This window comes from Bacillus sp. FSL M8-0063 (assembly GCF_038005545.1).
In the GTDB taxonomy this organism is placed as follows: Bacteria; Bacillota; Bacilli; order Bacillales; family Bacillaceae_G; genus Bacillus_A; species Bacillus_A wiedmannii.
Genome location: NZ_JBBOTJ010000002.1, coordinates 252,744 through 267,023, shown reverse-complemented (window position 1 = coordinate 267,023; position 14,280 = coordinate 252,744). Strand labels below are relative to the sequence as shown.

The window sequence follows — 14,280 nt, the reverse complement described above, 5'->3', positions numbered from 1 at the left end:
TTTGATTATAACATAAGGAACTCCTTGGTTCAAAAAGCTCCTTCCAAAAATAACCGAGAGTAAAGGCTTCCATTTGCTACGTAACAGTAATTAAAAAAAATTATAATTTGCATAAAAAAACTATACTAAATTTTATTTATGAAAGAAATTCGGCTTCAAAATTTCATTCGGATACGGTTTATGATAAATATGAGTAGTAGCTGGAGATAACGGTGGAATGAGCCACACCCAATTGCCTGTTACAACCCGTCCACATGCTGCTTCTTGCTTCTCAAATTGTTGAAATTGTTGTGCAGCAGTATGGTGATCCACAATACTAACTCCTTGTTTTTTGAAGGAATGTAATACAGCAATATTCAACTCAATTAGTGCCTTGTCTTTCCATAACGTACCGTTTCTCGATGTATCGAGCTTCATCATCTCCGCAACAGCCGGAAGTAAATTATAGCGATCATGATCCGCTAAGTTACGAGCCCCAATCTCCGTTCCCATATACCATCCATTGAACGGAGCTGCCTTATAAGAAATACCGCCAATTTCTAAGCGCATATCTGAAATCATTGGAACCCCATACCATTTTGCTCCAAGTGACGAAATCGGGTATTCTGGATGTTCAATTGGCACTTCTTTTACTTCTTCTCTCGGAATTTCTTTATATATAGGTGCCTTCCCGTTTATAGAAAAAACAAGTGGCAATACATCGAAATTCGTACCTTCTCCCTGCCATCCAAGTTCCTGGCAAAAATCCGTAAACGCAGTGGAATGAGAGTCACCAATCACTCCCATTTCTGTTTTATATCCTGCATACCGAATCAATTGGTGATTATAAATTCGTATATTATTTTCTTCACCTTGATATTGCTTAAAAATTGTAATTGTCGGTTTAACTTTCCCATCGTTCGTTGCATATTTAATATGATGAATTAATGCATTGTATACACCTTCCTCATCATTTACTTCACGTGCATCTAATATGTGCATCTTACTCCAAAATAGTCTTCCGATACATCGATTACTATTGCGCCATGCCATTCGTGATCCATGAACAAGTTCTTCAAATGTATGCTCATACGTCCCCGTCTTCTCTATCTCAACTTGAATTTCTTTTATTCTCTCTTCTATGAATTGTTCTTTATTAAGCTCTTTATAGCAAACCGTAATAAAATGACTCGCTTCCTCTATTAATTGTTTCGTTTTACTCATAAACGATCTCCTTCTATTTCAACAAAACGTTACTACTTTACAGTATAAGCAAAAAGAATAAGAGTCACAAATGAAAGTCGAAGTGTTACTTTTATTGTAATATTTTTCAGAAAATTAAAGAGATTACTATTGACTTGTATAAAAAATAGGTGTATTTTTGACTCAGGTAAATTGTTTTTACCTAGACCAACTTTTTAATAAGAAAGGAGGGAATGTTATGTCTTCATTTCAATTGCCAAAGCTTTCATATGACTATGATGAACTAGAGCCATATATCGATAGCAACACGCTTTCTATTCATCATGGAAAGCACCATGCAACATACGTAAATAACTTGAATGCCACTTTAGAAAACTATACGGAATTACATAATAAATCTTTAGAAGAGTTACTATGTAATTTAGAAACTTTACCAAAAGAAATTGTTACAGCTGTCAGAAATAACGGTGGTGGACATTATTGTCATAGTCTTTTTTGGGAATTAATGAGCCCGCGAGGTGGCGGTGAGCCTAATGGAGACGTTGCAAAAGTAATTGATTATTATTTCAATACCTTTGACAACTTAAAAGATCAACTTTCCAAAGCAGCTATTAGTCGTTTTGGAAGTGGCTATGGATGGCTTGTTCTGGACGGTGAGGAACTTTCCGTTATGAGTACACCCAATCAAGATACACCTTTGCAAGAAGGTAAAATTCCATTACTCGTCATCGATGTATGGGAACACGCCTATTATTTAAAGTATCAAAATCGGCGTCCAGAATTTGTTACCAACTGGTGGCATACGGTGAACTGGGACCGGGTAAATGAAAAGTATTTACAAGCAATTCAATCACAAACACATTAGTCGTGCGCATAAGGTAAATTTGGTAATGTAAAATTAGTATTGTCGAAATCCTCCAGAATCCCCCGGATTGCCACCGGGGGATTTATGATTATTTCATTGCATGTATGTAATACCGTAATACTTTTTCTATTTCTATTTTCAACTCCCGGAACCGGAATCCTAATTCACTAGCTTTTCCATTATGTAATGTACAATTAATCACTCCATTATAAGGCGCTACATTATCTCCTACTTCTTGAACGAGTGCTTTTATTCCTATATTTTCTTCTATGAAATGAATAACTTCTCGAGTAGAAACTACCCCATTGCTACAAGCATTAATTGGCCCTTCTATATCCGTCATCCCGCACCAAGCTAAAAATTCTCCTGCTTCTTTTTCATGTATAAATGACAACTCACCATCTAGATCATTCACGGCGACAGGTTCTTGCCTCACAATATGTTCAACGTAAAATTGTAACCTTTTCGTATAATCGTTTTCTCCAATAACAACTGGAAAACGTACTGCAACAACTGGGAATATTGCTTGTTGAAGTAAAACAGCTTCGGCTAATCGCTTGCCTTCACTATAAGTAAAGTCCTTCCTACTACCATATGTAATGGCATACTCGTACGGATTAAAGTTCTCTTCTAACAAGCCTATTGCTGGTTCGTAAACAGCCATTGAAGATGTCATAACGTATTTCTTCGTTTTTCCTTGTAACACTTCACATATTATCTTCGCTGCATTCGAGCTATAGCATAAATTATCGTATACGATATCATAACTTTTATCTTCTAGACGCTCTGCTAATTGTTTTTCATCTTCTCTATCTACAATCAGCCTTTTCACTGCACTACCGAAAGGATCTTCGGTAACCCCTCTCGTCGCAATTGTTACATCGTGTCCATCTTGCAAAAGTGCTTCTACTAAATGTTTACCAAAAAATCTTGTTCCCCCTAGCACCAATACTTTTTTCAACTTCATCATCCCCACTTTGATAAATTGTAAAATACTACCTCTCTATTATAAATGCTAATATAGAAAAAGCATGGAATTCGTTTAACGATTCCATGCCTTTCTACAGAAAATATATTAACGTACTCGATATTTATAAATACAATAACAGAAGTATAAAATAGAAATTACGGATACATAAACCCATAGTTCATATACGAATCCCTCTCCCCATACTCCCATAAAGTAAAAGAGTGAAGGCAGCGTCAATGTTACCCATGATTGTACGAAGGCAATTCTTCCAAGATATTGATTGATATTCTTCTTTTGTGTATTTAATACAAAGAATAAATACCAAAGTAATGCCCACATAAACCACGTTAATGCATTAACAACATCGTGAAATTGAACAAATGAAACAACCATATAGAATAAAGCTATAATTGCTACCCAAATACAAAACCAACCTAAACCGCTACTATCCATTCCTTTTATAAAGGTAACACCTACATATAAATAGGTTAATCCAAATAAGAAAGTAGCTGCATATGAATACACTGTCCAATTGCTTTGGTCAGAAATCATGATCAAATAGAACGGAATAATAATTTGTAGTGCACCCACAAATAAATTAAAAACACCCGCACTTTTCATCTCTGCTTTCCCTAATATAACAAGACTATTTAAAAATAAAGCTGCACCCGAAAGTAATAATCCTACGTACCCCATATATCCTCATGTGAAAACCTTACATTTTCACACTGTACCCTCCCCGTCTTGTAAAAATTATATTATTCCTTATTCTCCTTCTTACTTACAACTACATACAAAGTTTTTTTGAAAACAAGTCAGACTTCCTACCTTAAAAAACAATAAAAAAAACCTTTTCATACATGTCATACAGTAATGATGTCAATCGAAATGTATCATATAATAAAAACGCTTTCAATAATACACAACTTAATTAAAAGCTAATAGGATTATTTGATTATAAACGCACTTTAACAATGATACAAGTATTAGAATACTCTTCCATATTACATTTTTTATTTCTATGAAAAGTTGATATAATAATGCATTTTCCCTATCTCCTTCTATCAATGATCTGCATAGAATGTTGTACAATCATATTAAATTAGAAAGGTCTGATATTTATGCCTCTTCATTATCCAAACCAATCTGTTATTCATTCAACAGGTGTATTAACAAGAGAGCCTGCAACAGTTTCAGCAGTAATAAATATTGTAAATTTAGATGCATATTACGCACACTATGTAAATATAGAAGTGTGGGATTGGTCTAACTATTCTAATCCTGTAAAATTACCTGTGCTCATTGGTGAAGATACAGTGGTAGAATTCCCATACCTTTTACAAGGTAACAACCTAGCAGTATTTTATGCTAATTTAGATGAAGCTATTAATTTGTATGAAATTCGTATTTCTTACCCCCCTCACTCCAATATTATTGCAAATTGTTTCGGAAGAAGCTTGCCGCCTTATACAAGCCAAGAAGGTAATACTGTATATCATAAACAACTTGTTCGCATTCATTAAGAGTTCTTTCCTCTATAGAACCAGTTGCTATTCAAATGCTATGGTCAGTAATATTTTATTACATTCGCTTTCCTAAATTGAACATATTACTGACCTCAAGCAACATAATAAAGAATACAATTTATTATATACATAACATATCCTACAAAATAATAAGAGAATGCTTTACTAACTACCTTAAATCATTTGATAGCCATTTTTATTATTTACCTGCCATCTCCAAGAATCTACACACATCTCTTCTAACCCATATTCCGCTTCCCATCCTAATTCTCGTTTCGCTTTAGATACATCAGCAAAACATACTGCTACATCACCAGGACGACGCCCTATCACTTTATAAGGTATTTTTTTACCTGAAACCTCCTCAAAAGCCTTTATCATCTCCAACACACTATACCCTTTACCTGTGCCAAGATTATATGCCTCTATTCCTTTCGTCTCAAGTACTTTCTCAAGTGCCTTTACATGTCCTTTTGCAAGGTCAACAACGTGAATATAATCACGGACACCTGTCCCGTCTTTTGTTGGATAATCGTTTCCGAATATATTTAGTTCCTTTAACTTACCTACCGCCACCTGCGTTACATATGGCATTAAATTATTCGGAATCCCATTTGGATCTTCTCCAATACGACCACTTTTATGTGCTCCGAAGGGATTGAAATAACGGAGTAACGCAATACTCCATTCATCATCAGCTTTTGCTACATCACGCATAATCTGCTCAATCATTAGTTTTGTTTGCCCATACGGGTTTGTCACACTCAGCGGAAATTCTTCTGTAATCGGTGATGTTTTTGGAATTCCATATACAGTTGCAGATGAACTAAAAATAAATTTTTTAACATTATGTTTCTGCATCACATCACATAGTATGATTGTACTTATTATATTATTATAATAATACGTAAGTGGAATTGTAGTAGATTCCCCCACTGCTTTAAATCCAGCAAAATGTATAACCGCTTCAATGTTATTTTCCAAAAAAATCTCATTCATTTTTTCACGATTTAAAACACTTTCTTTATAAAATTCAAATTGTTTTCCTGTTATTTCTTTTACTCGATTTAAGGACTCGATTGAACTATTTGAAAGATTATCTACGACTATAATTTTATAATTATTATTTAATAATTCTATACACGTATGACTACCAATATATCCTGCTCCACCTGTTATAAGTATCGCCATATATATAGTCCCCCACTTATTATTAATTATAAAATTTTATAACCTAAATACACATCTATCCTACCACAAAAGACTGATAATTTAGAATATTTATTTCAAATTATTATTTATATAAAAAAGAGCTGCATAACTTTTAAGTTATGCAGCTCTTCAACATACGTATGTGTTTATATCTTTTTTATTAATCAAGAAAAATAATAATCACTCGAAAATTTCATATTGTTAAATTACGTAGCAATATACACTTAAAAAGTGGGCAAGGCTTCCCAATAACACGAAAACGTGAAAAATTTCATGATGCCCCATATGTTTAAACTCTAACCACTTTGGCTTTGTTCCATAAATAAATCCACCGATTGTATAAAGAATGCCTCCAAGCACTAGAAGCACGATACCTCCTGCACTTAAGTTAGCAGCTAACGGTGCAAAGAACAGAACAATTAACCAGCCCATTGTAATATAAATTGCTGTTGATAACCATCTCGGGCAACTAAACCAAAACATTTTAAAAACAATACCACAAATGGCAGTTGCATAAACTAAACAAAATAATAATAAACCGTTTGCGGAATGTAATGTAATTAAACAAAATGGTGCATATGTACCTGCAATCAATATAAAAATCATAGAGTGATCAAGCTTCCGAAAGAAATAAATAACACGTTCACTGGCTACAACACTATGATATACAGCTGATGCTGTATACAGAACCATCATTCCGATGCCAAACAAAATAACAGCTGTAATTGCCGCAAAAGATGGCATCTTAATAGAAACTTTTACAAGCATAGCTAATAATGCAATAAATGATAATACAGCTCCTCCCAAGTGGGTAAAAGCATTAACCGGTTCTCTTACATAAGCATTCATATATACACCCCTCATATAATTACATGTAGTTTTTATAACTACATGTAATTATATACGCATTATTATTAGAGGTCAACATTTACAATTCATTTGTTTCGTAATACCATATTTAGAGATAAACTAAACATTATGCTCCACTAAGTTATAAAAGTGAGGGGTTCTACGTGGAAAATATAAATAAATTGCTTGAAACATTACATTTAGAAAAAAACATTACGCTTGAGGATATTCCAAATGTCGATTTGTATGTAGACCAGGTTGTCCAATTATTTGAAAATACTTATGCGGATACAACAAGAACCGATGATGAAAAAGTATTAACAAAAACAATGATTAACAATTACGCAAAAGGAAAACTGTTTATTCCAATCAAAAATAAAAAATACTCAAAAGAACATATGATTTTAATCAGCTTAATTTATCAATTAAAAGGAGCCCTTTCCATTAATGACATAAAAAGCTCCTTAGAAAATATAAATGAATCCTTATTAAACGATGATTCATTCGAATTAAATATACTATATAAAGATTATCTTTCTCTTACCGAAAACAACGTCGAAAGCTTTACACAAGACGTAAATAACCGTGTTTCAGAAGTAAGTGAAATTTCTTCCTTAGAAGATCCGAATCTAGAGAAATTTTTATTACTAACATCATTTGTGTCAATGAGTAATATGTATAGACGCTTAGCTGAGAAGTTGATTGATGATTTAAAAGAATCTTAAATAAAAAAACTATCCACCTGTTAAAGTGGATAGTTTTTTTGTTTACTTAATTGCCTCATGAACTTTTAATTGTTTACCTTTTATCGTTGTATTTCTCATAACCTTTAAAACAAGTGGTCCTTTTCCGTTTAATATTTCAACATACGAAACATTATCTTGTATTGTAATAATACCTATATCATCAGCAGAAACACCTTGAATTTTAGCAATTGTACCAACGAAATCTACCGCCCTAATTTTCTTTTTCTTTCCGCCATTAAAGTACAATTTCATAATTCCTTTGTTTAGGTCTGCATTTTTATCTTTCTTTATAATTGGTTTAGCATATATTTTTTCTTCAAATACTGCTTTCACTTTTATAACTTCTTCTTTTGAAGGTGCCAGTTCCTTTGGGATTTCAAATCCGATATATTCCTCAATCTCTTCTAAAAATCTATTTTCATAAGGCGTTATAAATGTAATAGCTTTTCCATTATTACCAGCTCGTCCCGTCCTTCCAGTACGGTGTACATAGCTTTCTTTTTCTAATGGAATATCGTAATTAATAACATGTGTAATATTATCAATATCAATTCCTCTCGCAGCTACATCAGTTGCTACTAAATAACGGAACTTTCCTTTTCTAAAATCATCCATAACTTCAAAACGATCTTCCTGCACCATACCACCGTGTATTTTGTCACAAGGATAATTAACTCGTTTTAGCTGTCTATATACATGGTCTACGTTTTCTTGTGTACGACAAAAAATAATGCAACTGTCTGGATTTTCAATCATAGTTACATCCTTAAGAAGTGAAAGCTTCTCTTCTTCCCTTACTTCAAAAAGGGTATGTTCAATTTTATCTGTTGTAATCCCAGCTGCTTTAATTTCAATATGAGTTGGTGCATTCATATATGTACGGGATAACTTTTCAACATCTTCCGGTAGGGTTGCTGAAAATAGCATTGTCATTCTTTTTGTAGGTAATTCATCAATAATGGCCTCTACTTGATCGATAAAGCCCATATTTAGCATTTCATCTGCTTCATCAATCACTAAATATTTCAATCGATCTAAGGAAAGGGTCCCTTTTTCAATATGATCCAACACACGTCCTGGGGTCCCCACTACAATATGCGTCTTTTGCTTTAACTCTAATTTTTGACGTGCAAATGGAGATTTACCATAAATTGCAGCAGCTTTAATTCTTTTGAATCGCCCTATATTCGTAATATCTTCTTTCACTTGAACAGCAAGTTCCCTCGTTGGTGTTAAAACTAATGCTTGTGGTTTATTCTCTTCCCACTCTACCATTTCACAAAGTGGTATTCCGAACGAAGCCGTTTTTCCACTTCCCGTTTGCGACTTTACAACAAGATCCTTCTTTTGCAATGCAACTGGAATAACCTCTCCTTGCACTTCTGTCGGATGCTCATATCCTAAACCAGTAAGTGCTCGTCTTACTTCTTTACTTAATGCATAATTACTAAAGCTTTTTTCACTCATATATTAACCTCATTTGATTTTATATTTAAACTATTATGTTCTTCATACCTCACTTTAGACTATAGTAAGATACTATATTAATCCACTGTTTTCAATTCGTTTCAACCTAAATTTATCTAAGTATAATTTTAAAATAGGAAAGGGCAGCCTTAATAATAAGTCTGCCCTATCTATACTATATTCATTTTTACGGAACCAATTTTTTCACGACTGGTATTCTTTGTAATACTAACGTAATTACCAGACTAAGAACAATTGCAATCGTTACATTAATAGGTATTGCCAATATTGCATGTACACGTTCATTTACTTTAGGGAAAACCATGTACAACAAGTTATTTAATAAGAAGAAGTGAAGAATATAGATTCCAAGGCTTGCTTGATTTATAAAACGGAATAACAATGGTAATTCTCGTTCTGATTTTTGGAAAGCATATTTGAAAAATATAAATAATCCAATCGCCATCAATACAACACCTGGCGCAAAATATCCGTACCAAAACTGGTCTAACTGTCCATTTGCTTTTACTGTATAGTAATATGTAATAAAGAATGTGCTAATAAATCCTACAAGTCCTCCAATATAAGAGATATTTCTCCATTTTTTCGAAATATCGTAATTGGATAAATAATAACCAAGTAAGAAATACCCTACATAGTTTGTAACGTAAAATAATTCAATATTAAAGTTGATAGGATAATAATATTTCGCTAAATTGACTACTACAGATGCATATATCCATAAAATTAAAAAGTATTCTATCTCTCTTTTTTTAGCATTCTTCACAAAGATTTTCAGTAGCGGGGTAATTAAATATATCCCTACAATCATGTATAAGAACCATAAATGTCCCCCAATAGTATCCGTTAAAAAGTGCTTTATTCCTTGCTTTAAAGATGCCGGGAAATATCCTGCATATGCTCCATATGCATAAAATATAGCGCTCCAAGCTACAAAAGGTATAATTACTTTACTTGCACGCTTCTGTAAAAATTCCCCGACTGAAATATCTTTTGTCCCCTTTAACAATAACGCTCCACTAATCATTACAAAAATCGGAACACTCGCACGTGAAATCGATTCAAACAAGTTACCAGCCATCCAGCGTGATACGTTATTTGCATCTAACATAGAAACATAACCAGCAGAAACGTGAATTGTAACCACTGCGATTGTTGCTAATACACGCAACCAATCCATATATACTAAGCGCTTCATTAGCACCCCTCCTAAATTTACCTCTTTAACTTTTATTTCCCAAACATAATTTTACATCAAATAATACTATGTTTAAACACATTTTAATTACATGAACTTACAACATACGTAGTTAAACCTTAATTTTTAAATATAAACATGAAAACCTTTGACTTATGAGTGAAAATAATGTAAATTATCTTTTGGACGAACATTTTTGAACGAAATGAATAAAATATTCGTATTTTAGGGGTGTAAATGATGGAAAACGTATTCGACTATGAAGATATTCAATTAATTCCTGCAAAATGTATTGTAAACAGCCGCTCTGAATGTGATACAACTGTCACTTTAGGTAAACATAAATTTAAATTACCTGTCGTACCTGCGAATATGCAAACGATTATTGATGAAAGAATTGCAACTTATTTAGCTGAAAACAATTACTTCTATATCATGCATCGTTTCCAACCAGAGAAACGTATCTCATTCATTAGAGATATGCAATCACGTGGATTAATCGCTTCTATTAGCGTTGGTGTAAAAGAGGACGAGTATGAATTCGTACAACAATTAGCTGCTGAGCAACTTACACCTGAATACATCACGATTGATATTGCACACGGACATTCTAATGCTGTAATCAACATGATTCAACATATTAAAAAGCATTTACCAGAAAGCTTCGTTATCGCTGGAAACGTTGGAACTCCAGAAGCGGTAAGAGAATTAGAAAACGCTGGTGCTGACGCAACAAAAGTCGGTATTGGACCTGGTAAAGTTTGTATTACTAAAATTAAAACAGGCTTTGGAACTGGCGGTTGGCAACTAGCTGCACTTCGCTGGTGTGCAAAAGCTGCAAGTAAGCCAATTATCGCTGACGGTGGTATTCGTACACACGGCGACGTAGCTAAATCTATTCGATTTGGAGCGACTCTGGTTATGATCGGTTCTCTATTTGCTGGTCATGAAGAGTCTCCAGGGGAAACAATCGAAAAAGACGGCAAACTTTATAAAGAGTACTTCGGTTCAGCTTCTGAATTCCAAAAAGGCGAGAAGAAAAACGTTGAAGGTAAGAAAATGTTCGTTGAGCATAAAGGTTCTTTAGAAGACACTTTAATCGAAATGGAACAAGATCTTCAATCTTCTATCTCTTACGCTGGTGGAACAAAATTAGACTCAATTCGTACTGTAGATTATGTAGTCGTGAAAAACTCTATTTTCAACGGTGATAAAGTATATTAATTTTTAAATTTAACTCGAAGGACAAGCATTTTTATGCTTGTCCTTCTTTTTCATGTATAAAAATGTAAAATATTTTCATTTTACTGAATTTTCTAGTATCATGTTTTTAGATACTTATAATAAGGGGGATATAACAAATGAAACACGTAATTGAGAAACGCCATATTCGCGCAGAAGTCCCTACTGAACTAACATGGGACCTCTCTGATTTATTCGAATCTGATAAAGATTGGGAAACTGCATCACGTGTATTAACAAACGATATAAAAAAACTGGATGCGTTTAAAGGACAATTACATACTAGCGCCACTACCTTCTTACATTGCCTACTTTTAGAAGAAGAGCTTTTAATGGAGTTAACAAAACTATACTCCTATGCAAATTTAAAAGAATCCACTGATCGTACAAATCCAATTATTCAAGCGAACTCTTCCAAAATTGCTGCTTTATGGACGAAAGTACATACCGCACTGTCCTTTATCCATAATGAAATCCTCTCATTCGACGAAGGAACAATTGAAAAATATTTAGCTGAAGAAACAAAACTCGAACCTTTCCGTAAATCATTACTAGACATACTACAAAAAAGGCCGCACACGCTCTCTCCTGAAACAGAAGAAGCTCTTGCTGCACTTGGCGAAGTACATAGTTCCCCATACAAAATTTACGGTATGACTAAATTAGCCGATATGGATTTTACCTCCATACAAGACGAAAAAGGAAACGAACTCCCTGTATCATTTTCATTATTTGAAAGCAAATATGAGTTCTCTCCAAGCGTAGACATACGCAGAAAAGCATACTCATCATTTGTTTCCACCTTAAAGCGATATAAAAATACAGTGGCAACAACATATGCTACTGAAGTAAAAAAACAAGTAACACTCTCTCGTTTACGCAAATTTGAATCTGTTACTCATATGCTTTTAGAACCTCAACAAGTTCCACTTGAAATGTATAACAATCAACTTGATATTATTTATAAAGAATTAGCGCCTCATATGCGCCGTTTTGCAGGTTTAAAAAAGAAAGTATTAGGACTCGATCAAATGCTGTTCTGCGACTTACATGCACCTTTAGATCCCGAATTTAATCCAACCATCACATACAAGGAGGCTGGTAAATTAATCCAATATTCTTTAAAGGTATTAGGCGATGAATATAGTTCCATTATCCAAAAAGGATTCCAAGAAAGATGGGTTGATCTTGCAGATAACGTAGGAAAATCAACCGGAGCATTTTGTTCAAGCCCATATGGTTCTCATCCATACATTTTAATTACATGGCAAAATACGATGCGTGGATGCTTCACATTAGCCCATGAATTTGGGCATGCTGGTCATTTTTATTTAGCAAATAAAAACCAGCGTATTATGAATGTACGTCCATCTATGTACTTTGTTGAAGCGCCATCTACCATGAATGAATTACTATTAGCCCAGCATTTATTAGCGACTACTGACGATAAGAGAATGCGCAGATGGGTGATTCTGCAACTACTTGGCACATATTATCATAACTTTGTTACTCACTTACTTGAGGGAGAATATCAAAGAAGAGTATATACGCTAGCAGAAGAAGGAGAAGCACTTACAGCTACAACTTTAACTGAAATAAAAACAGATGTACTTTCGACATTCTGGGGAAATTCGGTAGAAATTGACGAAGATGCTGGCTTAACTTGGATGCGTCAACCTCATTACTATATGGGCTTATATTCTTACACCTATTCCGCAGGCCTCACTGCATCTACTGCAGTAGCTCAAATGATTAAAGAGGAAGGACAACCTGCCGTTGATCGCTGGTTAGATGTACTTCGCGCTGGTGGTACGATGAAACCACTTAAATTAATGAAACATGCCGGAGTCGATATGTCAAAACCAGATGCAATACGTAAAGCTGTTTCTTACGTCGGTTCCTTAATTGATGAATTGGAACGTTCTTATCAAGAATAAAAAATAAGCCCTCGCTTTATGAGGGCTTGTTTCATATTTATTTTCCAAATCTTTTACGGTATCCACATTTCCTACATAGCTCTTCGACTGCAACTCTTTTAGAAAATCCATCGACAATGTTTGTTGCTCTTTCACCTTCTATAATGTTAGAAAATGAGTCATTATTAATATTCCCAAGGTTAATAATCCCTTCACCATCTAAACAACAAGGAATAACCGTTCCGTTCGCTAAAATACCTGCTTGATTTCGAAGACCATGACAGAATCCTTTTCCGTCATCCTCTTCTTCATGTAATGCCGGCCACTGGAATTCATAGTCTTGATTAATAAAGACACGTTCCGCAATTTTTATACCTTTTCCTGGTGTAAGCTTCTCTTCGATTTGATAAGATAGACCAAACTCATTTTCAATGATAGATAATAAATCTCTATTTTTCTGGATTTCAGCATTCGTTTTATTATCCTGAGTTAAATTCCATAATCTAAGTGAAACAATTAAATCCGATTGACTTGTCGCCTCTCTAATAAAGGAAAGTATACTTCTTACATAACCTTCTTTATCTTGCGAACCTGGATGTCCATCAAAACTGTGCAATGAAAAATTCATTTGTCTTAACGCAGGTTTATTTAACAGTCTATGCCTTCTCTTATTAATTAACGTTCCGTTCGTTGTAATATTAACTTTAAACCCTTTTTCATGGCTTAAATCTAACAATTGATCTATTTTTGGATGGAGCAATGGCTCACCCTTCACGTGCAAATAAATGTAGTCTGTGTGAGGTTTAATTTGGTCTAATCTTTTCGCAAAATCCTCCACAGAAATGAACTGCTTCTGCCTTTCCGTCGGCGGACAAAAGCTGCACGCAAGATTACATACACTCGTAATCTCCAAGTAAAACTTTTTAAACTTCTTCACCTTTAATTCCTCACTTCTATGACTACTTATACTTTTTTCCTCTTCATATTACATCACACTTTTTTAGAAATAGAAACATACTTATTTTAGGAAACCTTCGTACTACCTATTAATGTTTAAAAGACCATCGGTGGTTTTTGTCCAATGGT

13 protein-coding genes are annotated in these 14,280 nt (G+C 34.0%); 5 read left to right on the top strand and 8 right to left on the bottom strand.

All coding sequences use genetic code 11. From position 1 onward, the window contains the following. Positions 1-132: 132 nt before the first annotated feature. Entirely contained in the window at positions 133-1,203 is a 1,071-nt protein-coding gene (locus MKX31_RS23920) for a nitric oxide synthase oxygenase (protein ID WP_064476024.1), read from the bottom strand. 217 nt (positions 1,204-1,420) lie between these two features. Here MKX31_RS23920 and sodA point away from each other — a divergent pair, with 217 nt between their 5' ends. Then, complete coding sequence (gene sodA / locus MKX31_RS23915; protein ID WP_064476023.1) at positions 1,421-2,047, top strand: superoxide dismutase [Mn]; 627 nt, start codon at positions 1,421-1,423, stop codon at positions 2,045-2,047. An 88-nt stretch (positions 2,048-2,135) separates the two neighbouring features. Here the strand turns inward: sodA and MKX31_RS23910 are convergent, their stop codons facing one another. Both MKX31_RS23910 and MKX31_RS23905 read right to left on the bottom strand, forming a co-directional pair. Then, positions 2,136-3,017: an NAD-dependent epimerase/dehydratase family protein gene (locus MKX31_RS23910; protein ID WP_081257330.1), complete on the bottom strand. Its 882-nt coding sequence runs from the start codon at positions 3,015-3,017 to the stop codon at positions 2,136-2,138. A 105-nt stretch (positions 3,018-3,122) separates the two neighbouring features. After that, positions 3,123-3,713, bottom strand: a complete 591-nt coding sequence (locus MKX31_RS23905) for an AmiS/UreI family transporter (protein ID WP_000542569.1) — start codon at positions 3,711-3,713, stop codon at positions 3,123-3,125. Between the two features lie 425 nt (positions 3,714-4,138). Here MKX31_RS23905 and MKX31_RS23900 point away from each other — a divergent pair, with 425 nt between their 5' ends. Then, entirely contained in the window at positions 4,139-4,540 is a 402-nt protein-coding gene (locus MKX31_RS23900; protein WP_064476022.1) for a hypothetical protein, read from the top strand. A 177-nt stretch (positions 4,541-4,717) separates the two neighbouring features. Here MKX31_RS23900 and galE read toward each other — a convergent pair whose 3' ends face one another. After that, a complete protein-coding gene (gene galE, locus MKX31_RS23895) occupies positions 4,718-5,734 on the bottom strand; it encodes a UDP-glucose 4-epimerase GalE (protein WP_064476021.1) in 1,017 nt (338 codons plus the stop codon). A 222-nt stretch (positions 5,735-5,956) separates the two neighbouring features. Continuing rightward, entirely contained in the window at positions 5,957-6,604 is a 648-nt protein-coding gene (gene trhA / locus MKX31_RS23890) for a PAQR family membrane homeostasis protein TrhA (RefSeq protein ID WP_000995376.1), read from the bottom strand. 164 nt (positions 6,605-6,768) lie between these two features. On the opposite strand from trhA, the gene MKX31_RS23885 reads away from it, so the two are divergent. Then, the gene (locus MKX31_RS23885; protein WP_064476020.1) at positions 6,769-7,329 is read left to right on the top strand and encodes a DUF1836 domain-containing protein; all 561 of its coding nucleotides are present in this window, start codon (positions 6,769-6,771) and stop codon (positions 7,327-7,329) included. Positions 7,330-7,371: 42 nt separating this feature from the next. On the opposite strand, the gene dbpA is transcribed toward MKX31_RS23885, so the two are convergent. Further along, positions 7,372-8,817 carry an ATP-dependent RNA helicase DbpA gene (dbpA, locus tag MKX31_RS23880; protein ID WP_064476019.1) on the bottom strand — a complete coding sequence of 482 codons (1,446 nt, stop codon included), beginning with the start codon at positions 8,815-8,817 and terminating at the stop codon, positions 7,372-7,374. A 187-nt stretch (positions 8,818-9,004) separates the two neighbouring features. Further along, positions 9,005-10,036 carry an acyltransferase gene (locus MKX31_RS23875; protein WP_064476018.1) on the bottom strand — a complete coding sequence of 344 codons (1,032 nt, stop codon included), beginning with the start codon at positions 10,034-10,036 and terminating at the stop codon, positions 9,005-9,007. 240 nt (positions 10,037-10,276) lie between these two features. Here MKX31_RS23875 and guaC point away from each other — a divergent pair, with 240 nt between their 5' ends. Both guaC and pepF read left to right on the top strand, forming a co-directional pair. After that, positions 10,277-11,260: a GMP reductase gene (guaC, locus tag MKX31_RS23870; protein WP_064476017.1), complete on the top strand. Its 984-nt coding sequence runs from the start codon at positions 10,277-10,279 to the stop codon at positions 11,258-11,260. Between the two features lie 137 nt (positions 11,261-11,397). Then, positions 11,398-13,215 (top strand): oligoendopeptidase F, encoded by a 1,818-nt coding sequence (gene pepF / locus MKX31_RS23865; protein ID WP_340981607.1) that lies wholly within the window; start codon positions 11,398-11,400, stop codon positions 13,213-13,215. Positions 13,216-13,252: 37 nt separating this feature from the next. Here the strand turns inward: pepF and MKX31_RS23860 are convergent, their stop codons facing one another. Then, positions 13,253-14,131 carry a radical SAM/SPASM domain-containing protein gene (locus MKX31_RS23860; RefSeq protein ID WP_000713629.1) on the bottom strand — a complete coding sequence of 293 codons (879 nt, stop codon included), beginning with the start codon at positions 14,129-14,131 and terminating at the stop codon, positions 13,253-13,255. Positions 14,132-14,280: the final 149 nt, after the last annotated feature.

What these genes read in the sequence shown, in the direction of transcription:
- MKX31_RS23920 (WP_064476024.1), bottom strand. Translation starts at nt 1,203, where the DNA reads ATGAGTAAAACGAAACAATTAATAGAGGAAGCGAGTCATTTTATTACG.
- sodA (WP_064476023.1), top strand. Translation starts at nt 1,421, where the DNA reads ATGTCTTCATTTCAATTGCCAAAGCTTTCATATGACTATGATGAACTA.
- MKX31_RS23910 (WP_081257330.1), bottom strand. Translation starts at nt 3,017, where the DNA reads ATGATGAAGTTGAAAAAAGTATTGGTGCTAGGGGGAACAAGATTTTTT.
- MKX31_RS23905 (WP_000542569.1), bottom strand. Translation starts at nt 3,713, where the DNA reads ATGGGGTACGTAGGATTATTACTTTCGGGTGCAGCTTTATTTTTAAAT.
- MKX31_RS23900 (WP_064476022.1), top strand. Translation starts at nt 4,139, where the DNA reads ATGCCTCTTCATTATCCAAACCAATCTGTTATTCATTCAACAGGTGTA.
- galE (WP_064476021.1), bottom strand. Translation starts at nt 5,734, where the DNA reads ATGGCGATACTTATAACAGGTGGAGCAGGATATATTGGTAGTCATACG.
- trhA (WP_000995376.1), bottom strand. Translation starts at nt 6,604, where the DNA reads ATGAATGCTTATGTAAGAGAACCGGTTAATGCTTTTACCCACTTGGGA.
- dbpA (WP_064476019.1), bottom strand. Translation starts at nt 8,817, where the DNA reads ATGAGTGAAAAAAGCTTTAGTAATTATGCATTAAGTAAAGAAGTAAGA.
- MKX31_RS23875 (WP_064476018.1), bottom strand. Translation starts at nt 10,036, where the DNA reads ATGAAGCGCTTAGTATATATGGATTGGTTGCGTGTATTAGCAACAATC.
- guaC (WP_064476017.1), top strand. Translation starts at nt 10,277, where the DNA reads ATGGAAAACGTATTCGACTATGAAGATATTCAATTAATTCCTGCAAAA.
- pepF (WP_340981607.1), top strand. Translation starts at nt 11,398, where the DNA reads ATGAAACACGTAATTGAGAAACGCCATATTCGCGCAGAAGTCCCTACT.